Here is a 22,031-nt window from a genome sequence, read left to right on the forward strand (position 1 = left end):
GCTGCCCGGCCGCCCCGCCCGTCCGGCCCGCCCGCCCGCCCCTACGGCAGCGTCAGCTCGAGCAGTCCGTCCTCCCGAACGGTCACCGACACGCCCTCGTACCCGGTGACGCGCGGCAACCCGTCGGCGGCCGGGCCGTCGTGGTCCCCGACGACGACGACCGAGGCTCCGGAGGCGCGGGCGGCCTCGAGCCCCGCCGCGGCGTCCTCGAAGACGACGACCTCACCGGGGTCGACCCCGAGCAGCTCGGCAGCCAGCAGATAACCGTCCGGGGCGGGTTTGCCCACGGCCACCTGCTCGGAGGCCAGCACGACCGCCGGCCAGGGCACGCCCGCCTCGGCCATCCGCGACCGCGCCAACTCGTGGTTCGCGCTCGTCACCAGGGCCACCCGGTCGTTCGGCAGGCCCGCCAGGAAGGCGGCCGCACCCGGGATCTCGACGGTCCCGTCCCGCGTTCCGGCCTCGACGGCCTGCAGCCCGTGGGTCAGCGCGCGTGCCTCGACCTCGGGCAACCCGGGCAGGAACCGCGTGACGGTGTCGTGGGTCTGCCGCCCGTGGGCGAACGCCAGCAGCTCGACGACGTCGAGCCCGTGCTCGGCGGCGAAGTCGCCCCAGATGCGTTCGACGACGGCCGTGGAGTCGACGAGCGTGCCGTCCATGTCGAACACGATGGCGCGGCAGGTGAGGGTCGTCATGTCGCCAGTCTGCCCCGGCGCACATGCGGCACGCACCCCCACGGCGTACCGTGCCGGCATGCACGAAGACGAGCACGACACCCAGACCGGCACCACCCCGCGCGACGAGTCGACGACCACGGCCGGCGTCGGCTACGCCGGAACCGCCGACTCCGCGCCGGACCGTCGCGACGCCGACGACCCGACGGCCGACTTCCCGCGGAGCGAGGCGACCACCGCCGAGATGCAGCGGTCGGCCGTCGAGGACTCCCCCGCCGTCGACGAGGACACCGACCTGGACGCCGTCCAGGCCCTGCCCGGTGAGGGCGGACCGGACGACGGCGGCGACATCGAGGTCGACCCCGACGACCTCAACCTCTCGGGCGACTCGATCCCCGGGCACCCCAAGCCCGGCGAACCCGATCCCGCCGACGGCTCCACGGCTGACGGCGCGGCCCCGTCGCACCCGAAGCCCGGACCGCCGAGGCCCCGAGGCTGACGCCTCCGCACCGACACGAAGGGCCGCACCGTCTCGACGGTGCGGCCCTTCGGTGCGTGTGGTGTGGTGCCGGGCGGGCCGCCCCGTGAAGAAGCTCTCGGCCCGCCGGGCACCACGCGCCCACCAGGGGCGGGCTCGCTCACGGTACCTCCGCAATCTGGGCACGCCAAGAACGCATCGCTCGGGAAACCCCTGATCAGACGCCCAAAATAGCTAGATAGGCTAGCCAACCCGCCGAAGGAGACCTCGGCGCCCACCTCCGGGCAGCAGCTCGGCCGATCCAGGTCGCGAGACCGTCTAACCTCTCGACCACGAGCGATTGTCCACAGCCTGTCCACAAAGCGAAAACTCGCGCCCGAGGTACGGTCGAGGGCGTGACCGACACCGCTGCCGCCGCCTCCCCCACGACCGACACCGCGCCTCCTGCCCCCGTGCTCGTGGTGATCGACCGGGCCCGGGCCGGCGCCCGGGGCGAGGGCCCCGGGTGGCACGTCGCCGACGCGACCGAGCCGACCGTGAACGTCGTCGACCTGGGCGTGACGCGCGGCGACGGCATCTTCGAGGCGTTCGGCGTCGTCGACGGAGCCGTCCAGGCGCTCGAGCCGCACCTGCGCCGCCTGGCCCGCTCGGCGGCGCTGCTCGACCTGCCCGACCTCGACCTCGACCTGATCCGCGAGGCGGTGCTCGCCTCCGCCGCCGCCCACGCGCCGGTGCCGTTCGCGCTGACCAAGTTGATCGTGACGCGCGGCCTCGAGGGCGTGCCCGACAGCGAACCGACCGCCTGGGCGCGCACCGAGGTCTACGAGGACCACGCCGCCGAGCGCCGCGACGGCATCCGCGTCGTGGCGCTCGACCGCGGCTACCGGCACGACGTCGCGCAGACCTCGCCGTGGCTGCTCCAGGGCGCGAAGACCCTCTCGTACGCCGTGAACAAGAGCGTCCTGCGCGAGGCCGCCCGCCGGGGTGCCGACGACGTGCTCTTCGTCAGCAGCGACGGGTACGCGCTCGAGGGGCCGTCGGCCTCGCTCGTCGCGCGTTTCGGCGACCGCTTCGTCACGCCGCGCACCGACCAGGGCATCCTCGAGGGCACGACGCAGGCCGCCGTGTTCGACGCCCTGGCCGACCTCGGCCACGAGACCGCGTACGAGCTGCTGCCCCTCGCCCGCGTGCACGAGGCCGACGCCCTGTGGCTGCTGTCGAGCGGGCGTCAGATCGCCCCGGTGTCGGACCTCGACGGGCGGCCGTTCGCGATCGACCACGAGCTGACGACGACGCTCGTCGAGGCGCTCTGGGCCCGTCGCGACTGAGCCCGGCTCACTGCTCGGGGCGGGACACACCGCGCGGCCACGACCGTCGTTCGAACGAATGTCCACCTTGCGAACGATGCGTCGGCCGATGGTGGCGATCGAACGGCGACCTGCGAGAGTCGGGAACGCGTCGATTCACGGCGACGCGACCCGCTCCACCCCGTTCCTCACGCGGTCGCAGGGCCGCAGAGATGAGCTGAACAATGAACATCGTCCACGCCTCCGGGCACCACCCCCTCGCGCACGACCTGGCTCCCACCGAGCCGATCGACATCAGCGCACTCCTCCTGGCAGAGGCCTCGGCGTGAACGCCGCCGACCTCGCCCGTCTCGGCCACGACCAGCTCGTGGCGCACGTCCGTCGCTCCGTCGACGTGACCGGTCACTACGTGGCCGACCGCCGGGTGCCCGCCGCCCGCATCGAGGTCTACCCCAAGCGTCGGCCCTCCGTCCGGGCCGACCGGTCGCAGGCCGACCGTGAGCCCGTCGTCTGCGGGACCGTCGTCGACATCACTCCGGGCCCCAGCTACGCCGACTTCTTCGCCCCCGCGGAGCAGCAGCTCGCCAGCGCCTGATCCCGGTCCGGCCCCGGCCGGCCCACGCGACGACCGCCGTCCCCTCGGGGCGGCGGTCTTTCGTGTGCCCGGTGGACGAAGGAGGCGCGGTGCCGGTCCCGAGGACCCGCACCGCGCCTCCTGCGCTCGCGTCGTCGAGCCTAGGAGGCGCGGCTCCGCAGCAGCGTGAAGCTCGCGTCGCGCACGAGCAGCGTCGTGACGGCGCCCTCGACCTGCTGGCCGGGGTCGCTCGACGAGGCGAGCTCCCACTCGCCGTGAGGCGCGTCGGGCACGTTGAACTCGACGACCGCGGTCGAACCGTTGACGAGGTAGGCGAACGCGTCGGCGTCCTTGTGGGTCAGCACGAACGTGATCGCCTTGTTCTCGCCCTGCTGCCAGTCACCGCTCGAGAACGAGTGGTCGTCGGCACGGCGCACCTGCACGTGGTCGTCGCTCTCGACCTCGGGGGCGTAGCGGAACCAGTCGGGGCGCAGGGCCGGGTTCTCGCGACGCAGCGTGATCAGCTCGGTCGTGAAGGCGAGCAGGTCGCGGTCGGCGCGCTCCCAGTCGAACCACGAGATCTCGCTGTCCTGGCAGTAGGCGTTGTTGTTGCCGCCCTGGCTGCGCGCGATCTCGTCGCCACCGAGGATCATCGGGACGCCGGCGCTGAGCAGCAACGTGCCGAGGAAGTTGCGGCGCTGACGGTCGCGGTACTCGTTGACCGCGGGGTCGTCGGTGGGCCCTTCGGCGCCGCCGTTGAACGACTTGTTGTCGCTCTCGCCGTCCTGGCTGTCCTCGCCGTTCTCCTCGTTGTGCTTCTCGGCGTAGCTCGTCAGGTCGGCGAGCGTGAAGCCGTCGTGCGCGGTGACGAAGTTGACGCTCGACAGCGGCGATCGGCGGTCGCCCTCGTAGACGTCGGGGCTGCCGAGGACGCGGTCCGAGAACGTCGACAGGACGCCGGGTTCGCCGTTCCAGAACTCGCGGACGTCGTCACGGAACTTGCCGTTCCACTCGGACCAGTCGGCCGGGAAGCCACCCACCTGGTAGCCGGCGGTGTCCCACGGCTCGGCGATCATCTTGACGCTCTGCAGCACCGGGTCCTGGTGGATCAAGGTGAGGAACGCACTGTGCTCGCTGGCTTCGCCGCCCTGACGGGTGAGGGTCGTGGCGAGGTCGAAGCGGAAGCCGTCGACGTGCATCTCGGTGACCCAGTAGCGCAGGCTGTCCATGATCAGGCCGAGCGCCGCCGGGTGGCTGACGTTGAGGCTGTTGCCCGTGCCGGTCGTGTCGAAGTAGTTGCCCTCGTCGCCCTCGACCAGGCGGTAGTAGGCGGCGTTGTCGATGCCCTTGAACGAGATGGTCGGGCCCATGTGGTTGCCCTCGGCCGTGTGGTTGTAGACGACGTCCATCCACACCTCGAGGCCGGCGGCGTGGAGGTCCTTCACCATCTGCTTGAACTCGGCGACCTGGCCGCCTGCCGTGCCCGCGGCCTTCGACGCGTACTCGTCGTGGGGGGCGAAGAAGCCGATCGAGTTGTAGCCCCAGTAGTTGCGGAGGCCCTTCTCCTCGAGGTGGCTGTCCTGCACGAACTGGTGCGTCGGCAGCAGCTCGACCGCCGTGACGCCCAGGTCGGTGAAGTGCTTGATCGCGGCGGGGTGACCCATGCCGGCGTAGGTGCCGCGGATGTCCTCGGGCACGTCGGGGTGCGTCTGCGTGAAGCCCTTGACGTGCACCTCGTAGACGACGGTGTCCTCCATGGTCGTCAGCGGGCGCTCGTCGTCGCCCCAGTCGAAGTCGCGGTCGGCGATGACGTTGCGCGGCATGGCGGAGGCGGAGTCCGTGTCGTCACGGTTCTCGGGCTCGTTCATGTCGTGGCCGAAGACGGCCTGGCCCCAGTCGAACGTGCCGTCGAGCGCGGTCGCGTAGGGGTCGAGCAGCAGCTTGTGCTCGTTGTGGCGGAGGCCGTTCGCCGGGTCCCAGGGGCCTGCGACACGGAGGCCGTAGCGCGAGCCGACCCGCGCCTCCTCGACCACGGCGTGGAAGACGTGACCGGTGCGGTTCGTCAGCTCGAAGCGGCGCTCGGTGCCGCCGTCGGCCTCGTCGTCGAACAGGCAGAACCAGACGTGGTCGGCGGTCTCGGAGTACACCGCGACGTGGGCGCCGCCGTCGGGCAGGGGCGTCACGCCGAGGGGGTAGGGCAAGGAGCGGGAGTCGGTCATGCTCCCAGCAGTACAGGAGGAGCGCTGCCGGCGGCCAAGCTGAGCGCCGTACCCCGCCGAAGTGTCCTGCCCGTCCCGCCCCGCCCCGCGCCTCCCCCGCTCCCCCGCTTCCCGCCCCGCCCCTCCTGCCTGCCCGCCCCCGCCTCCTCCCCGCCCATAAACCCGGTTTCGATCGATGCACCCGGAAGCTTCTGGGTGCATCGATCGAAACCGGGTTCATCGCGACCGCGTCGCCTCCCGCACCGTCCGGCTCCAGGACGAGTTCTCCGCAGGTCAGGAGGCGCGGCTCCGGCGCCGGGACGGCGTTCGAGACCATGGCCCCGTGGAGAACCCCGACCCGATGAGATGCGAACTGCGATTCGCGGCGACGCACGGCGACGGCGCCCCCGAGACGGTCGCCCTGCGTTCCGGCGTCGCCGACGGCTCGCTCGTTCGCATCCACCGTGGCGTCTACGCGGCGGCATCGGACTGGGGGCAGCTGGACTCCCGGGGGCGGCACGTCCTCCTGACGCGAGCTCTGGCAGCCGGCCCCGCGCGGAACTGCGCGATCTCCCACGTCTCTGCCGTCGCCGCGCTCGACCTTCCCCGCGTCCATGACGAGTTCGACGACACCGTCACCGTCACGGACCGACGCCGCACCTCGACCAAGGCGTCCTCCCACCTCCTTCGACGCCCGGGGGACGTGCCGGCCGACGAACTCGTGCGTCTCGGCGAGTTGTCGGTCACCGGGCTGAGGCGGACGGCGGTCGACGTCGCCCGGACGGCCTCCTTCGCCGAGGCCGTCCTGTGCTCGGACGCGGTCCTTCGCCGACTGGTCCTGCCGAACGGACATCGGACCGGGCCCGTGGTGGCCGCCGCCCTCCGAAGCGAACGCGAGGCCTTGCTCGGCAGGCTCGGTCCCACCACACACCCGGGAAATCGCGCAGCACGCCGTGCCTTCCAATTCGCCTCACCGTTCGCCGAGAACGGCGGCGAATCGCTCCTCCGCGTGGCCCTGTTCGAACTCGGCCTCTCGAACGTCGAGCTGCAACGGGAGTTCCGCCTCGCGGACGGGCGGATCGCACGGTGCGACGTCTTCCTTGCCGCCCACGGTGTGGCCGTCGAGTTCAACGGCCTCGTGAAGTTGACCGATCCACGCATGCTCGCCGGCCGGACGCCCGCCGAGGTGATCCGCGACCGGACACGACGTGATCGGGCCCTGTGCGAACTGCCCGAGGTGCGCGCCGTCGTGAACTGCGAGTACCTCGATCTCGTGGCGCCCGCGCGACTCGCCGGCCTGCTCGGTGACGCCCACGTGCGACTCGACCCCCGCCGTGTCACGGCCGCCGCCCGCGAAGCCGCTCGTCGCTTCCGCGGTGACGCCTCATGAACCCGGTTTCGAACGATGCACCCAGAAGCTTCTGGGTGCATCGTTCGAAACCGGGTGCGACATGGGGCGGGGGCGGCAGAGCGGGCAGGTGGGAGGGGAGGCGCGGGGCGCGGGGCGCGGAACGGGACCCGGACGGGCGCGGCGGGGCGGCTAGCTGACGTGCACGTCGGGGCGGCGGCTGCGCGAGGGCTCGGCCCGGCGCAGCACCTCGCGGGTCACCGGGGCGACCTCGCCCACCCCGGTCAGGAAGAACCGCCCCATGTTCGACAGCGGATTGCCCTCGGTCCACTCGAAGTAGATGTCGGGCACGACGCCGGTCTCGTCGCGGATCGCCAGCAGCACGCTGGCCACGGCGTTCGGCACCGCACCGCTCGTCGTGCGCAGCACCCGGTAGCCGTGCAGGGCGTGCCCGGTGACGACGAGGTCCTCCTCGAAGTTCGACGAGTCGCCCTTGTGGACCTCGAGGAAGATGACCGGCGAGCGCTGCGGGATGCCGCTGTACTTGCGCTCGGCCGACAGCTTCTTCTTGTAGATCTCGGCGACCTCGCGCCCCGGCTCGTGGGCGATGACGCGGATCGTGCCGTACTCGTCGGCGTCCTCACGCACGTACGAGAGGGCGGTGTCGTCGAGGGTGACCGACGTCGCCCGCAGTTGGAACGAGCGCTGCACCCGCGAGACGAGCGACACCGCGATGATCCCGATGATGAAGATCGCGGCGATGCGCACGCCGTCGGGGCGCTCGACGACGTTGGTGACGGTCGTGTAGACGAACACGAGGGCGACGATTCCGAAGCCGATCGTCCGCTTGCGCTGGCGCGCCCGTCGCGCCGACAGCGTCACGGCCACGGAGGCGCTGGTGATCAACACGAGCACTCCCGTCGCGTAGGCCCCGCCCTGGGCGTCCACGTCCGCCTCGAACACGATGGTGATGACGAACGCGATCACCGTGAAGACGAGCACGAGGGGACGGACGGCCCGCGCCCACTGCGGCGCCATGCCGTAGCGCGGCAGGTAGCGCGGCACGAGGTTGAGCAGCCCGGCCATGGCCGACGCTCCGGCGAACCACAGGATGCAGATGGTGCTGACGTCGTAGAGCGTGCCGAAGCCGTCGCCGAGGTACTGGTGCGCCAGGAACGCCAGGGCGCGACCGTTGGCCGACCCGCCGGCCTGGAACTCGGCCTGAGGGATCAGGAGGGTCGTGACGAAGCTCGACAGGATGAGGAACGAGCTCATGATGATCGCGGCCGTGGCGAGCAGGCGCCGGGCCCCGCGGATGCGCCCCACCGGCTTGGCCGGGGTGTCGGTCGGGTCGCCGGTGATCTGCGGCATGACCGCCACCCCGGTCTCGAAGCCCGACAGGCCGAGGGCCAGCTTCGGGAAGACGATCAGGGCGATGCCGACCATGACGAAGGGGTTGCCGTGCTGCACCGTCAGGGCGTCCCACCAGTTGCCGATGACGACCGGGTTCTCGCCGATGTGGAAGAGCGAGACGGCGATGACGACGAGGTTGAGGGTCAGGAAGATCGCGACGAGCACGACCGCGATGCCGATCGCCTCGCGGAACCCACGCAGGAAGACGGCGGCGAGCAAGGCGACGAGTACGAGCGTCAGCGGCACCTCGGCCCCGTGGAACCAGGACGGCGCGAAGGGGTTCTCGACCGCGTGTGCCGTGGCGTCGGCCGCCGACAGGGTGATGGTGATCATGAAGTCGGTGGCGGCGAAGCCGAGCAACACGAGGACGAAGAGCTTGCCGCCCCACCAGGGCAGCAGGCGCTCGAGCATCGCGATCGACCCCTCGCCGCGGGGGCTCTCGCGGGCGACCCGGCGGTAGACCGGCAGGGCGCCGAAGAGGGTCAGCAGCACGAGCACGATGGTCGCGAGCGGCGAGAGCAGACCGGCCGCGACGGCCGCGATGGCCGGCTGGTACCCGAGGGTCGAGAAGTAGTCGACGCCGGTCAGGCACATCACGCGCCACCACGAGTGGGTCTTCTCCGGGGTCTCGGCGTGCGGGCCCTGGTGGGTGCCCGCGGTCTCGGTGAGGCCGTGCAGCAGCCAGCTGCGCATCCGTCGCTTGGTCGCGTGCGGGGTCGGCGGTTCGACCCTGGCGGGTGACTCGGGCTGCGCGGACACGGGTTCCTCTCGGACGTGCGGGGCGCACCGGCCGGGAGGCAGGCACGCGCTCTGCCACGTTAGGCCTCCCGCGCCTCCCGGTGGTGTCGTCCGGTGTTAGGAAACCGTGAGGATCCCGGCGGCGACCGCGGTCACGACCCCTGGACGGCCTGCGCGTCGGCATCGGCGCCGGCGTCGGGCACGAAGCGGTAGCCCATGCCGAGCACCGTGACGAGGTGCCGGGGGGCGGCCGGCACGGGCTCGAGCTTCTTGCGGAGTTGGGCGAAGTAGAGCCTCAGGTAGCCGGTGTCCTTCGCGTGGAAGGGGCCCCAGACCTCGGTCAGGATGGTCTCGCGCGTGATCAGCTTGTCGGGGCTGTGCAGCAGCAGCTCGAGGATCTTCCACTCGGTCGGCGTCAGTCGCACCGACTCGCCGCCGGTGCCCCCGCCCCCGGCCGCCCCCGCAGCGCCGGCCGCGGCCGCCCGACGCACCACGGTCTTGGCCGCGAGGTCGACCTGCACGTCGCCGAACGCCACGACGGGCTGCTCGTCGTCGGTGCCGGACGGCAGTCGGCGGGTCTGCGCCCGGATGCGGGCGAGCAGTTCGTCCATCGAGAAGGGCTTCGTGACGTAGTCGTCGGCGCCGGCGTCCAGCGCCTCGACCTTGTCGGCGGCGTCGGTCCGGCCCGACACGACGAGGATCGGGACGGTCGACCAGCCGCGCAGGCCGGCGATCACCTCGACCCCGTCGAGGTGCGGCATGCCGAGGTCGAGCATGACGAGGTCGGGGTGCTGGGTCGCCGCCAGGTCGAGTGCCTCGCGCCCGTCGCCGGCCGTGACGACGTCGTAGCCGCGCGCGCCGAGGGTCACCTTGAGCGCCCGCAGGATCTGCGGGTCGTCGTCGGCGATCAAGATCTTCACGGCACTCACGTGGCCGACCGTACCCGATCGTCCCCGGTCGCCCCGGTCGGCCCGGCGTGCCCCGCCACCTGAGGCCCGGCCTCCTGAGGCTCGGCCACCTGAGGCCCGGCCACCGGCAGCCCGACCACCATGGTCAGCCCGCCGCCCGGGGTGTCGTCGAGCGCGAGCGTGCCGCCCATCGCCTCGACGAATCCCTTGCTCAGCGCGAGGCCGAGCCCGAGCCCCGTGCCGTTGTCGGTGTCGCCCAGCCGCTGGAACGCGACCATGATCTCGTCCCGCCGTTCGACCGGGACGCCGGGGCCGCGGTCCACCACCCGCAGCTCGACCCGGTCGCCGAAGGCGCTCGTCGAGATGCGGACGCCCGCGTCCGGCGGCGAGTGGCGCAGGGCGTTGTCGAGCAGGTTGACGACCACGCGCTGCAGCAGCACGGCGTCGGCCCGCACCGGCGGCACCGTCGCCCGCAGCGCCAACTCGACGTCGGCCGGCCCCAGGCCCAGCTCGTCGAGCGCGCCGAGCACGACCTCGTCGAGGTCGACGTCCGCGGGCGTCACGGCGAGCGCCCCCGCCTGCACGCGGCTGACGTCGAGCAGGTCGGTGACGAGGGTCGAGAGCGAGTCGAGGCTCTCGTGGGCGGTGGAGAGCAGCTCGTCGCGGTCGGCGTCGCTCCAGGCGACGTCGGTCTGCCGCAGTCCGCTGACGGCGGCCGTGGCGGCGGCCAGGGGGCGGCGCAGGTCGTGGCCGACGGCGGCGAGCAGGGCGCTGCGCATGCGGTCGACCTCGGCCAACGGGGCGACCTGGCCGGCGGCCCGGCTCAGCTCGGAGTGCTCGAGGGCCGCCTCGACCTGCGCGGCGACGACGTCCAGGAGGCGCCGGTCGGCTGCCTGGAGCGCCGGTCCGGTCAGCTCGAGGGTCGCGTCGGCGCCCGCGGCGATCGACGTGGTGGTCTCGGCCGGGGACCCGGGTGCGGGACGTCCGTCGTCGGCGAGCCGCGCCTCCCCGATCTGGACCCCGCCCTGGACGACGCGCACCCGGGTCATGCCCAGGGCCTCGCGGGTGCGCCCGATCAGGGCCTGCAGGGCGTCCTGGCCGCGCAGCACGCTGCCCGCGACCGTGGCGAGCAACTCGGTCTCGGCGAGTGCCCGGGCGGCGGCGCGACTGCGGCGGGCGGCCTGGTCGACCACGTAGCTGACGATGGCGGCGTTCAGCACGTACAGCACGAGTGCTGCCAGGTGCAGCGGTTCGGCGATGGTCAGCTGGTAGATCGGCGCGATGAAGAAGAGGTCGAGCGTCACCCCCGAGAGCAGCGCCGCGAGCAGGGCCGGCCAGATGCCTCCCGTGACGGCGACCACCACGACCAGCAGCTGGAAGACCAGCACCGTGCCCGCGATGCCGTCCTCGGAGCGGTGCCCGGCCAGCAGCCCGGTGAGCAGCGGCCCCGCCACCAGGGCGAGCACGAAGCCTGCGATCACGCGACGCCGCGACAGGGCCCCGCCGAGTCGCGGCAGCACCCGCTCGCGACCGGCCGAGGCGTGGGTGACGATGTGCACGTCGATGCGACCGGACTCGCGGATCACGGTCGAGCCGATGCCGGGCCCGGTCAACGCCGCAGCCAGGCGCCCCCGCCGGCTGACGCCGATCACCAGCTGCGAGGCGTTCACGCCACGGGCGAAGTCGACGAGCGCGCGGGGCACGTCCGAGCCGACGACCTGGTGGTACGTGCCGCCGAGTTTCTCGACCAGGGCCCGCTGCGCCGCCAGGGCTCCGGGCGCTCCCTGCCGCAGGCCGTCCTGGGCACTGACGTGCACGGCGACGAGCTCCCCTCCGGACGACCGGGCGGCGATGCGGGCGCCCCGGCGGATCAACGTCTCGCCCTCGGGTCCGCCGGTCAGGGCGACGACGACGCGCTCCCGGGCCTCCCACGTGCTGTCGATGCCGTGCTCGTCCCGGTAGGCCTTGAGCGCGCTGTCGACCTCGTCGGCTAGCCAGAGCAGCGCCAGCTCGCGGAGCGCCGTGAGGTTGCCGAGGCGGAAGTAGTTCGAGAGCGCCGCGTCGACCCGGTCGGCCGGGTAGACGACGCCCTCGGCCAGCCGGTCGCGCAGGGCCTGTGGGGCGAGGTCGACGAGTTCGACCTGGTCCGCGGCCCTGAGCACGGCGTCGGGCACGGTCTCGCGCTGGGTCGCCCCGGTGATGCGTTCGACCACGTCGGTGAGCGAGTCGACGTGCTGCACGTTGACGGTCGAGACGACGTCGATGCCGGCGACGAGGAGGGCCTCGACGTCCTGCCAGCGCTTCTCGTGGGTGGAGCCGGGGGCGTTCGTGTGGGCGAGCTCGTCGACGAGCGCGAGCTGCGGGGCCCGCGCGAGCACCGCCTCCAGGTCGAGTTCGTCCAACGCGACGCCGCGGTGCACGACCGCCCGGCGGGGCACGACCTCGAGGTCGCCGACCAGTGCCGCGGTCGCCCGACGCCCGTGCGTCTCGACGACGGCCACGACGACGTCGACCCCCTCCGCCCGCAGCCGTGCGCCCTCTTCGAGCATCGTGTACGTCTTGCCCACGCCGGGTGCCGCCCCCAGCAGCACCCGCAACCGCCCTCGCTTCATGGGCCCAGCCTGTCACTCCCGCGGACCCGAGCGTGCCGGACGGGGAGCACTCGCCGGGCACACGGGAACGCCCCGTGACCACGGGGGCCACGAGGCGTGTGTCTCGAGAGGACCGGGCCCCCTCCGTGGTTCAGCTGGAGGGTCGCACCCGACGCGACCCTGCGCGATCTCACAGGGGGTTGTGTGCCTGGTGTCTCTCGAGGCCGTCCGACCCGAATCGGACTCTTGCAGGATACGCGATCTCGAGGCCCCGTTGCCCAATGGGCATGGAAATTCCCAGGAAGTTTCGGCACCATGGTCCGATGCAGCAGACCCCAGCGCGTGGCGACCTGACCCGGTTCGCGACGGAAGCGGTCGGCGGGCGCGACGAGAAGCGTCGGGCGACGAGCCGCGGGCTCGCCGACGCGGCCTTCCGATTGGCGACCGAGAAGGGCTTCGACGGGTTCGTCGTCGAGGACGTCACCGCCTTGGCCGGTTACTCAAGGCGGACCTTCGCCAACCACTATTCGTGCAAGGAAGACGCCGTGGCCTCGGTGCTGCTCAACAAGGCGGGTGCCGCGGTCGACGCCTCGGACCTGTCCATGCTGGCCTCCTTCGAGGGCACCGACATCGATCTGCTCGAACTCCTGCTGCTGTCGGCCGTCGACACCCAGCTCGTCGACTACATGATCAGCCTCCGCCACCTTCTGCGGACCCACGAGCCCCTGCTGCCCTACGTGCTCGCCGTCGGTGTACCCATGACCGAGCGCATCGGCGACGTCATCGCCCTGGCCGTCGGCCCCTCGCGAGACACCCTGACCACGTCCCTGCTGATCCACTCGACCTGGGGTGCCGTCATCGCCGTGCTGCGCGGCGTCTACGATCCGTGGGCCGACGCGACGACCGACGACGAACGCGTCGACGCCCTGCGCGCCTACTGGGTGACGACCTTCGACCGCTTCCGCACCGGCTTCGGCCCCCTCGCCTGAGTCGTGGACGACGCGATGCCGGCCGGCGAGGTCCTGGCCGGCGGGAACATGAACGCGGTCGTCCGACAGGGCGACACCATCCTCCGGGTGGCCGGGCCCTGGACCCCCACCGTCCACCGCCACCTGAGGTACCTGTCCCGCGCGGGCGTGGACGGCATCCCCCGGCCACTGGGCATCGAGGGCGGACGCGAACGACTCAGCTTCGTCGACGCCGACGTGCCCGTGTATCCGCTGCCCGACCACGTCTTCACCGACGAGGCCCTGGTCGAGGGAGCCCGACTGCTGCGCCGCCTCCACGACGCCAGCATCGGTTTCGGCCTCGACGGCGCCGTCTGGCAGGCCCCGGCGAAGGTGCCGTCCGAGGTGATCTGCCACAACGACTTCTCGCCGCACAACCTCGCCTACGACGCCGCCGGCCACGTCGTCGGCGCGATCGACTTCGACTTCGCCTCGCCCGGACCGCGCCTGTGGGACCTCGCCTACTACGCGACCCGTGCGGTCCCCCTCACGGACCGCACGCCGCCCAACGCCCCCGGCATGGCCGACGCCGAGCGGCGGGTGCGGCTGCTCCTCGACGCCTACGGCAGCGAGGCGACCTGGGCCGACGTGCTGCGAGTCGCGATCGTCCGGTTGCACGACCTCGCCGAGATGAGCCGCGACAAGGCGGTCGAGCTGGGCAACCCCCAGCTCGCCGACGACGCGGACGGGTACGAGCGCGAGGCCGTGTACCTGGCGACCCTGCGCGACTGACCCGCGCGCGCCTCCTGCGGTCGTCCGTGACGGCGTCGACCGCACCGCCCCGGGACGAGGAGGCGCGGTGCCGGTCCCGTCAGGCGAGCAGGTCCACGGCGAGGTACCCCGCGTAGCCGCCCGACGTGCGTCCGTCGCGACGCCCCGAGGTCAGCACCTCGCCGACGTCCGACGCGACGAGGGTCGCGCCGGCGTCGCGCAGCCGGTCGACGAGGACGTTGTCCTCGTGCAGGTCGATCGGGGCGAACCCGCCGACGGCCCGGTACGACGAGGCCCGTACGCCGAGGTTGGCGCCGTGCACGTGGCCGTTCGGCCGCCCGGGCGTGTGCCGGGCGGTCCAGGCCGCGATCTGGCGCGGCGAGAGGTCGGCGAAGTCCGGGCGGACGGTGCCGATCACGACGTCGGCACCCGACGCCGCGCGGTCGAGCTGGTCGTCGATCCAGCCCGGCGGCACGACCGAGTCGGCGTCGGTGCAGGCGAGCCACACCGCGTCGAGCGGCAGGGTGCCCGAGGGGACGCCGAGCTCGTCCAGGGCGACGTCGACTCCGACGGCCCGGGCGACGCCGACCCCACGGGCCTCGATCTCGACGACGGTCACGCGAGGGTGCGCACGGGAGGCCGCGACCGTGCCGTCGGTGCAGGCGTCGGCCACGAGGACGACGACGACCCGCACCTCCGGACGGGTCCGGGCCGTGTGCCGTCGGGCGACGTCGATGCCGTCGAGGGCGCGCGAGACGAGTTCCTCCTCGTCGTGCGCGGGGACGACCACCGCGACGGCCCGCACGGGACGCGTCGGGGCCGGGCGCACGTGGGCGTCGCTCATCGCAGTCCCGTCCGCTCGGCGACCGACCGGGGGTCCCGAGAGAAGACGTCGAGCACGAAGTCGCCCTCGACGTGGTGCGAGACCCGGTGGAGGCGCGGGTCGGCCCCCAGCCGGGCATGGACGTCGTCCGCGCTCTGCCGGAAATCGCCCTCGGGCTGGGTCCAGTGGCAGGCGACGACGTCGCCGTCGTCGGCCAGGCCGTCGACGATCGAGTCCACGAGCCGTCCGAACGCCTCGGGGGCGAGGTAGTAGCCGACCTCGCTGAGCACGACGAGGTCGAAGGTGCCCGACGGGTAGTCCGCGGCGGCGTCGGCCTGCTCGACCGTGACGTGCGGCAGGTTCGCCAGCCGTTCGCGCGCGGCCTGCACGGCGACCGACGACACGTCGAGGGCCAGCAGGCGGTCCGCCGCGGGGGCCAGGTCGCCGGTCAGGACGCCGATCGAGCAGCCCACCTCGAGCACGCGGCCGTAGCGCTCACGCGGCAGCGACGCCACCGTGAGGGCGCGCTTGCGGCGCTCGTACCAGCGCGTCGTGACCCGCCACGGGTCGGCGCGTCGGGCGTGCGTCCGGTCGAACGTGGCCTCGGTCGCCGGGCCCGACGCCGGCTCGGCCACCACGAACACCTCGCGCCCGCGGGCGAAGTGCCGCTCGAACACCGGGTGCAGCACGGGGGCGTCCTCGGGCGCGTCCGAGAGTGGTCGTCGTTGCGAGACGTACGCCGCGAGGGCCGAGCGCTTCGCGGCGTCGGCGACGGCGTCCAGGGACGACAGCCGCAGCGACGGCCAGGGCACGTCGGGGTGGTCGGGCGAACCCCAGTGCCACAGCCAGATCGGGTACTCGAGCAGCGTCGTGCCGGCCTGGTCCCCCTCGGCCACCAGCTCGGCGGCGATCTCGCCGAGCACGCGGTGGTCCCGGTGGCCGTCCCCGCGCCAAGGCGCCACGAGCAGGCCACCCGGTCCGGGCAGCAGGGGCCGCAGCCGCTCCGTGATCTCGGCGCGGGCCTCGCGGACCGCCCCGTCCGCGATGCTCCACTGCACCAGCTCGACGTCGTGACCCAGCAGGTGGACCGCGACCCGCGCCTCCTCGGCCCTCGTCGCGACGAGGTCCTCGGCGCTCGTGCTCGAGCCGGGGTGCGAGGCGGCGCCGTCGGTGACCACGACGACCGTGACCGGGACGCCGCGGGCGGCCGCGTCGGCGATCAGCCCGCCGGCGCCGAGGGTCTCGTCGTCGGGGTGGGCGGCCAGCACGACGAGGCGCGACGCCGCGGACGGGTCGACGGCGCCGTCGAGCGGCGGCAGGCCGAGGAGGCGCGGGTCGGCCTCCCAGGTCTCGACCGGGGTCCCCGGCGCGCGACCGTCGAAGCTCACCACGTGGGGAGCCCGTCGCGGACGGCGTCGCGGAGCACCGTCTGACCCAGCGACGCGTCGTCGCGTTCGCCGTGGTGCTGGCGGAGGTAGAGCTCGAGGTCGGCGACGCGCTTGGCGTGGGCGGCGTCGGTGGCCAGCGGCGCGGGGCCGAGCGCACGGGACGCCCGGGCCAGCACCTCGTCGCAGGCGTGCGCGACCGTCCCGCGGACGCGCTTGGCGAGCAACCGGCCCGCCTCACCGGTCGCCTCACCGGCGTCGACGAGGTCGGCGGCCTCGACCAGCGCCCGGCGTGCGTCGGCCAGCCGCGTGTCGACGAGGCCGAGTGCCTGCAGGAGGTGCGGGTCGGCCGGGCGCTCCGGCGCGCGCGACGAGGCGGTCACCGCCGCGGCGAGCAGCGTGCGCGCCACCCCGACCGCGCCGCCGTACCAGCACGCCGCGACGCCGATGCCGCCCCACGAGAAGCCGGGACGCTCGAGGTACCAGCCGGGAGCACCGACCTCGTGCGCCTCGACGTCGGCGAAGTCGACCGGGCCGGACGGGATCTCGACCAGGCCTCGGGCGTGCCAGGCGTCGGCGGTGACGGTGACGCCCGGCTGGCGGAGGTCGACCGAGAACAACCGACGCTCGTCGCCGACCCAGGCGGTGACCAGGGCGCCGTCGACCGTGCCCGCGAGCGAGCACCAGGGCTTCGTGCCCGTCAGCGACCAGGCGCCGGAGGCTCCGGAGGCTCCGGAGCGACGCGTGCCCTCGAGGCGGACGCCGGGGCCTTCGGCGGCGAACACGCCCCAGGTGAAGGAGTCGTCGGTGCGGGCGCGGGCGGGCAGCGCGGACCCTTCGCCATCGTCCTCGTCCTCGTCGGGCAGGGTCTCGGGGGACGTCGCGGCGACGTCCTCGGCGTGCTGGTCGAGGATGGCGAGCGCGTCGAGGTGCGGCTCGACGGCTCGCGCCGCACCGAGGTCGTGCGCGGCGAGCGTGGCCAGGGCCTGCCAGAGGTCGGCCGTCGATCCGAGTCCGGGCAGGGCGCCGTGTCGACCGAGCTCGACCGCGAGGTCGAGGGCCTCGTCGACCGTCGGCGCAGCACCGGATCGCAGCCGCTCGACGACGAGAGCGGTGGCGGTCCCGACGACCGGGCCCGCGCCTCCCAGGGTGACCGGGACGACGGTCGCAGCGGGGCGCGCGGGCGCAGGAGTACTCATCTTCCCGACGCTAGTCGGTCGACCGGCCTCACGCGGGGCCTCGACACCGACCCGGCGACAGGTGTCGTCGACGCGGCAGGACTCAGAACTCGTCGGCGTCCAGGGGGATGCCGTCGGTGGGATCGCTCGTCTGGGGTTCGACGCGCCGCAGCCGGCCGATGCGGCCCCCGATGTCGTCGACCAGGTGGTCGTCGTCGATCTCTGCCTCGTCGGTCTGCTCTTCGGAGACGAGCATCTGGCTCGCCGGGCCGAGCAGGATCTGGAACCGCTGGTGGACGCCACCACGGTCCATGCCCGGCAGGTCGACCATGTCGGACTCGTTCTGCATGGCCAGTGCCCGCGCGTACTCGACGACGGCCGCCGCGATCGCGTCGCCGGTGACCAGGTACTCGTCGGCGTAGTGGATGCGTTTCACCGGTGGATCTCCCTGTAGTCGAGACGACACGTCGTCACCGGTCACGCTACGCCGCAGGCGTCTGGGAGGGCACCGCACCGGGGGACGCCGGGCCATCCGAGAGCGGGCAGAAGAAAAGCCACCCCGGAACATCTCTGGCGAGAGAGAGAACCGACGTGGCTTTCCGCGGAGCCGGTGGGATTTGAACCCACGGTTCCCACAAAGGGAACTCCACCTTAGCAGGGTGGTGCACTAGGCCGAACTATGCGACGGCTCCATGCGGCTCGCGAGCGAACGCGCAGGGACCAGCATAGCGGCCCGAGGGCCAGATGCCGAAACGGGGCCCGGAGCCGGTCGGACGTCGGACGCAGAGGGGCGTGGACAGAACCACCCGTGCCCCACCCGCTCTGGGGGGCGTGATCGGCTTGTCGGCATTTGTGCCGACACATAGAGTACCCCTGACGCCGACGACGGCCGAGGGGCAGTGGCTCGACAGCACGAGCCCGTTCACCCTTGCCGAACACGCCCCCCCGACAGTCGTCGCGTCACGTGCCCCATCATCGAGCGCCGCACCCGAACGGCTGCGCCCGAGGGGCTCGCCGCCGGCATCGACGCCGGCCTCCACACCCCCCACGGTGCCGCACCCCTGATCCCGGCATCGCGGGGTTCTCATGCGTGCCGGTTCGGGCCGCCGCTTGAGGTCACCGGTCGTCCCGGCGAGCTGGTTACTCGCCGGGACGACTTCTCAGCCGCGCGCCTAGTTCGAACCGAAGGCCACCGAGCAGGTCTGGTCGGCCGCCGTCTGACCGGTGAGGCCCTCGATGACCTCGGTCGTCGGCGGCGTGGTCGCCGCTCCCGCGCCCGGGTCGGTGGGGGCAGCCGTGTCGGCCGGCGCAGCCGTGTCGGCCGGAGCAGCCGTCTCGGCCGGTGCGGCCGGAGCTTGGCTCGCCGCCGTTCCGTCACCCGTGGCGGTGGTCTCGGAGCCGATGCCGGTGCTGCCCTCGGGGATCGAGAACGGGACATCGTTCTTGATCGCGTCGAAGAGCTGGGTCGCCACGGCCTTGTCGGGCTGCACCTTGCCCTCGTAGACGCCCGAGCCACCGGTCGTGCCGGGGTACTGGACGAAGTTGACGGAGTCGAGGGGCAGGTCTCGCAGCGCGAGGCCGATCTGCACCATGGTGTCGATCTTCGTCAGCTGGTCGGACAGGGTCATGTTGCTGGCCGCGGCACGGGCAAGCGAGTAGAGCTTCGTGGGGTTGCTGAGGGTGTCGGCGCTCTTCACCGTCCGCAGCAGCGACGAGAGGTAGACCTGCTGGCTGCTGATGCGGCCGAGGTCGGACCCGTCTCCCACGCCGTGGCGGGTGCGCAGGAAGGCCAGGGCGTCGGCCCCGGACAGCACGGACTCGCCGGCCGGGATGTCGAGACCCGTGTAGCGGTCTTTGATGGGGGTGGCGGCGCAGACCGGCACCCCGCCGATGGCGTTCGACATCTCGATGACGCCGTTGAACGAGATCATGCCCGCGAAGGGGATGTCGAGACCGGTCAGGCTCGACACGGTCGAGGCGACGCAGCTCAGCCCGCCGTACGAGTAGGCCTCGTTGATCGGCCGCGCCGACATCGCCGAGTAGTACCCCGAGCCGTCCTCTTTCGCACACGACGGGATGGGCACGACCATGTCGCGCGGGATGCTGACGGCCGTCGCGTTGCTGTGGTCGGCCGAGACGTGCAGCAGGATGTTGACGTCGTTCAGGGTGGCGTCACGTTCGCCGAAAGCACCTTGATCTTGGCTGGCGTCGTTGTCCGTCCCGACGACGAGGATGTTGAATCCGCCCTCGTACTCGCTGATCGACGGAGGCGCGGGCTTGGTGGTCTCGCCCTGGGCGGCCTGCAGCTGGACCCCCGTGCCGAGGTCGCTGCGCACCTGGTACGCCGCGATCGCGCCGACCGAGGCTCCGCTGACGAGCAGCACGGCCACGGAGGCGGCGACCACCTTCGTGACGGCCCGCACCGGGCCTCCGCTCTTCAGCCGTCCGTGACGGGCGACTCCCGTCGTCGACGGGGTGGCACGGCGGCCGGAGGAGGTTCCCTCGGGTCGGGCGGCTCGGCGGCCACGGCCGGATCGGTCGCGAAGGTCGCTCACGCGGTGTCCTCTCGGTCATCGAAGGCACTGGCCGCTCGCTCGGACTCGAGAGAACTCGTGGATCGAGCGGGCGGACGTGCACCGTTCGGTGTACGGGCAGAAGGAGAGTCTACGCAGACGGCCCTGGGCCGGCGCCTGGACTCAACCGGCCGCACGGTTCGCGACGAGTTGGACGGCGTACGACGCGAACCACTGACCGGCCGCGGGTCCACCGTTGCACTGCCCGTCGCTCGCTCCGGCCGTCTTGATCCAGAGCAGGGCGTCGAGCTTCGTCGAACCGTTCTGCACCGAGGGCGCGGCTCCCAGGCCGGCGCCGGGGGCGTTGCACCAGGTGCCCTTCCAGCCGCGACCGTTGCGTGACGTGTCGATCACGTAGCGCGCGCCTCCTGTCGCCTGCGACACCTTCTCGGCGTACGCCTTCTCGGACTCGACCGGGTAGTAGTTCGAGACGTTGGTCGCGAAGCCCCGGGCCCGGTCCACGCCCGCGGCCTCGAGGCGTGCGGCCATGGTCTGCGGCGGCACCCAGTTCGAGTTGCCGGCGTCGATGTACGCCGGGACGCCCGCGTCCGCGAGGGTCGCGACGGCCGAGGCGATGGTGGCCTCGCGCCCACCGGTCTGCTCGGGGCAGTTGCTGATGAGCGAGAGGGCGTCGGGCTCGACGATCACGGCGACCCGGTGGCCGGCCAGACGGGACGCGACGAGGGCGTTCCACCGCAGGTAGGCCGCGTTGTCGGCGGAGCCGCCGGCCGAGTGGCTGCCGCAGTCGCGGTTGGGGATGTTGTAGGTGACGAAGACGGGCGTCGTGCCGACCTTCTCGGCGGCGGCGACCGTGCCGTCGATCTTCTTCACGAGCTGAGCGTCGGTCAGCCAGCTGCCGAGCCAGGTCGCGATCGGCTGCTGCGCGATCGTGCGGGCCGCCGCGGCCTCGGCCGTCCGGCCCTGTGAGGACAGCGTGGTCGCGGCGCGCGCCGCCTCACCGTTGGGGTCGACGTACAGGCCGCCACGGAACAAGGTCGTGCTCGGTGAGGTGCGGATGGTCTGCGGCGCGACGGTCGGCGTCACCGTCGGGACCGTCGGAACCGACGACGCGGCGGGGTCCGGCGACCCGGATGTCCCGCGCCCCCCGCGCGAGGTGAACGCGGCGATGGCACGCTCGGCCGACTTCGACGAGCGCACGGCCGCGCCGGAGGCATTCGTGGGCGGTGCCGCGACCGAGGTCGACCGGGGCTCGACGGGGGCGGCGTCCGCTCGCGCAGGAGCGACCGCGAGGCCGGCCGTCAGGGCGACGGCGACGCCGATGACGACGGCGGCGCGCGTCGTCGGGGTCAGGTGGGTCATGGGTGCGGTCCTGGTGTCGAGGGGCCGGAGGGCGTTCGGCCCCTCCGGGGTGCCTGTCGGTGCGTGGCCGCAGCGGGAGGCTCGAACAGTGCAACACGGGGTCGTGGCGGCGTTCAGTCCCTGTTCGGGGGGACGGGGCGTTCCACTTCGGGGGGCACGGGAGCGGAAAGGGCCCCCGGCGGTTTCCGACACCACACCCGGGGCGGTCCCCGCGGCGGCCCTCGCGGCGACCGACCTGGGACACTGGACCGGCGGTCGCGGACGCTCCCGCACGCACCAGGCCCCGGAGGACCACATGAACGGCGAGACCAACCGAGACGCGTGGCGGGACTCGGTCGAGACCTGGCTCAAGGGCGACGAGCGCAACGACGTCTTCGACGGCTACCTCGACTGGTACCGCGCCCCCGTCATCGAAGACACCGACGACTGGACCCGCGACTTCTACGTGCTCCCCGCGGTCGGGTCGGACGTGCTCCACAAGCACGCGGGCTTCGTCGACGGCGACTCCGCCGTCTCGGTCGACGACACGACGTGGCGCGAGCTCAGCACCCTGATCGGTGAGGCCTTCGCCACCTACGCCGCCGCCAAGGCCTAGCCCCGTCCACCCCAGGAGGCGCGGGTCGCGTCACCTGCGGAACGCGCGACCCGTCTGGCGGAGGGCGTGGGATTCGAACCCACGAGACATCTCTGCCCACTTGTTTTCAAGACAAGCTCCATCGGCCGCTCGGACAGCCCTCCCGGTGGCCTGGTGAGCTACGCCACCACGATGTGGTCACCACGCCAGCTCTAAGCGTGGCGTCGTGTC

General features: G+C 72.7%; 18 protein-coding genes and 2 tRNA genes. 7 read left to right on the plus strand and 13 right to left on the minus strand.

Annotated elements, in window-relative coordinates:
• Positions 1–41 precede the first annotated feature (41 nt).
• On the minus strand, positions 42–695 hold the full coding sequence (locus ASG28_RS14980; RefSeq protein WP_055977925.1) for an HAD-IA family hydrolase: 654 nt from the start codon (positions 693–695) through the stop codon (positions 42–44).
• A 58-nt stretch (positions 696–753) separates the two neighbouring features.
• Between ASG28_RS14980 and ASG28_RS14985 the strand changes: the two genes are divergently transcribed.
• The 3 genes from ASG28_RS14985 to ASG28_RS14995 all read left to right on the plus strand — a co-directional run bounded on the left by ASG28_RS14985 (position 754) and on the right by ASG28_RS14995 (position 3,054).
• Positions 754–1,173, plus strand: coding sequence for a hypothetical protein (locus ASG28_RS14985; RefSeq protein ID WP_055977928.1), 420 nt, complete (start codon positions 754–756; stop codon positions 1,171–1,173).
• 374 nt (positions 1,174–1,547) lie between these two features.
• Positions 1,548–2,480, plus strand: coding sequence for an aminodeoxychorismate lyase (locus ASG28_RS14990; RefSeq protein ID WP_235477944.1), 933 nt, complete (start codon positions 1,548–1,550; stop codon positions 2,478–2,480).
• A gap of 304 nt (positions 2,481–2,784) precedes the next feature.
• Entirely contained in the window at positions 2,785–3,054 is a 270-nt protein-coding gene (locus tag ASG28_RS14995) for a hypothetical protein (protein ID WP_055977931.1), read from the plus strand.
• Between the two features lie 140 nt (positions 3,055–3,194).
• Here the strand turns inward: ASG28_RS14995 and glgX are convergent, their stop codons facing one another.
• Positions 3,195–5,252: a glycogen debranching protein GlgX gene (gene glgX, locus ASG28_RS15000; protein WP_055977934.1), complete on the minus strand. Its 2,058-nt coding sequence runs from the start codon at positions 5,250–5,252 to the stop codon at positions 3,195–3,197.
• Between the two features lie 322 nt (positions 5,253–5,574).
• Between glgX and ASG28_RS15005 the strand changes: the two genes are divergently transcribed.
• Positions 5,575–6,621 carry a hypothetical protein gene (locus ASG28_RS15005; RefSeq protein WP_055977937.1) on the plus strand — a complete coding sequence of 349 codons (1,047 nt, stop codon included), beginning with the start codon at positions 5,575–5,577 and terminating at the stop codon, positions 6,619–6,621.
• A 150-nt stretch (positions 6,622–6,771) separates the two neighbouring features.
• Here the strand turns inward: ASG28_RS15005 and ASG28_RS15010 are convergent, their stop codons facing one another.
• From ASG28_RS15010 to ASG28_RS15020, 3 genes are all read right to left on the minus strand, one after another.
• Positions 6,772–8,751 carry an amino acid transporter gene (locus ASG28_RS15010; RefSeq protein ID WP_369814177.1) on the minus strand — a complete coding sequence of 660 codons (1,980 nt, stop codon included), beginning with the start codon at positions 8,749–8,751 and terminating at the stop codon, positions 6,772–6,774.
• A gap of 131 nt (positions 8,752–8,882) precedes the next feature.
• Positions 8,883–9,650: a response regulator gene (locus ASG28_RS15015; protein ID WP_055978159.1), complete on the minus strand. Its 768-nt coding sequence runs from the start codon at positions 9,648–9,650 to the stop codon at positions 8,883–8,885.
• A 5-nt stretch (positions 9,651–9,655) separates the two neighbouring features.
• On the minus strand, positions 9,656–12,250 hold the full coding sequence (locus ASG28_RS15020; protein WP_082454796.1) for an ATP-binding protein: 2,595 nt from the start codon (positions 12,248–12,250) through the stop codon (positions 9,656–9,658).
• Positions 12,251–12,552: 302 nt separating this feature from the next.
• On the opposite strand from ASG28_RS15020, the gene ASG28_RS15025 reads away from it, so the two are divergent.
• Positions 12,553–13,218, plus strand: a complete 666-nt coding sequence (locus ASG28_RS15025) for a TetR family transcriptional regulator (RefSeq protein ID WP_055977946.1) — start codon at positions 12,553–12,555, stop codon at positions 13,216–13,218.
• Positions 13,219–13,221: 3 nt separating this feature from the next.
• The gene (locus ASG28_RS15030; RefSeq protein WP_235477947.1) at positions 13,222–13,968 is read left to right on the plus strand and encodes a phosphotransferase; all 747 of its coding nucleotides are present in this window, start codon (positions 13,222–13,224) and stop codon (positions 13,966–13,968) included.
• A gap of 79 nt (positions 13,969–14,047) precedes the next feature.
• Here ASG28_RS15030 and ASG28_RS15035 read toward each other — a convergent pair whose 3' ends face one another.
• The 7 genes from ASG28_RS15035 to ASG28_RS15065 all read right to left on the minus strand — a co-directional run bounded on the left by ASG28_RS15035 (position 14,048) and on the right by ASG28_RS15065 (position 21,226).
• On the minus strand, positions 14,048–14,791 hold the full coding sequence (locus ASG28_RS15035; RefSeq protein ID WP_055977952.1) for a glycosyltransferase: 744 nt from the start codon (positions 14,789–14,791) through the stop codon (positions 14,048–14,050).
• Complete coding sequence (locus tag ASG28_RS15040) at positions 14,788–16,161, minus strand: PIG-L family deacetylase (RefSeq protein WP_055977955.1); 1,374 nt, start codon at positions 16,159–16,161, stop codon at positions 14,788–14,790. Before ASG28_RS15040 ends, ASG28_RS15035 begins: the two co-directional genes overlap by 4 nt.
• Positions 16,155–17,354 (minus strand): acyl-CoA dehydrogenase family protein, encoded by a 1,200-nt coding sequence (locus ASG28_RS15045; RefSeq protein WP_055977957.1) that lies wholly within the window; start codon positions 17,352–17,354, stop codon positions 16,155–16,157. The genes ASG28_RS15040 and ASG28_RS15045 overlap by 7 nt, the downstream gene beginning before the upstream one ends.
• Before the next feature lie 82 nt (positions 17,355–17,436).
• The gene (locus ASG28_RS15050; protein WP_055977959.1) at positions 17,437–17,769 is read right to left on the minus strand and encodes a hypothetical protein; all 333 of its coding nucleotides are present in this window, start codon (positions 17,767–17,769) and stop codon (positions 17,437–17,439) included.
• Between the two features lie 166 nt (positions 17,770–17,935).
• Positions 17,936–18,025 (minus strand) — tRNA-Ser (locus ASG28_RS15055).
• A 480-nt stretch (positions 18,026–18,505) separates the two neighbouring features.
• A complete protein-coding gene (locus ASG28_RS15060; protein ID WP_082454798.1) occupies positions 18,506–19,888 on the minus strand; it encodes an LCP family protein in 1,383 nt (460 codons plus the stop codon).
• Between the two features lie 141 nt (positions 19,889–20,029).
• Positions 20,030–21,226, minus strand: coding sequence for a glycoside hydrolase family 6 protein (locus tag ASG28_RS15065; RefSeq protein WP_055977962.1), 1,197 nt, complete (start codon positions 21,224–21,226; stop codon positions 20,030–20,032).
• Positions 21,227–21,521: 295 nt separating this feature from the next.
• Here ASG28_RS15065 and ASG28_RS15070 point away from each other — a divergent pair, with 295 nt between their 5' ends.
• Complete coding sequence (locus ASG28_RS15070; RefSeq protein WP_055977965.1) at positions 21,522–21,821, plus strand: hypothetical protein; 300 nt, start codon at positions 21,522–21,524, stop codon at positions 21,819–21,821.
• A gap of 55 nt (positions 21,822–21,876) precedes the next feature.
• Here ASG28_RS15070 and ASG28_RS15075 read toward each other — a convergent pair.
• Positions 21,877–21,964 (minus strand) — tRNA-Ser (locus ASG28_RS15075).
• Between the last annotated feature and the right edge of the window lie 67 nt (positions 21,965–22,031).

Source organism: Frigoribacterium sp. Leaf415 (assembly GCF_001424645.1).
Lineage (GTDB): Bacteria > Actinomycetota > Actinomycetes > Actinomycetales > Microbacteriaceae > Frigoribacterium.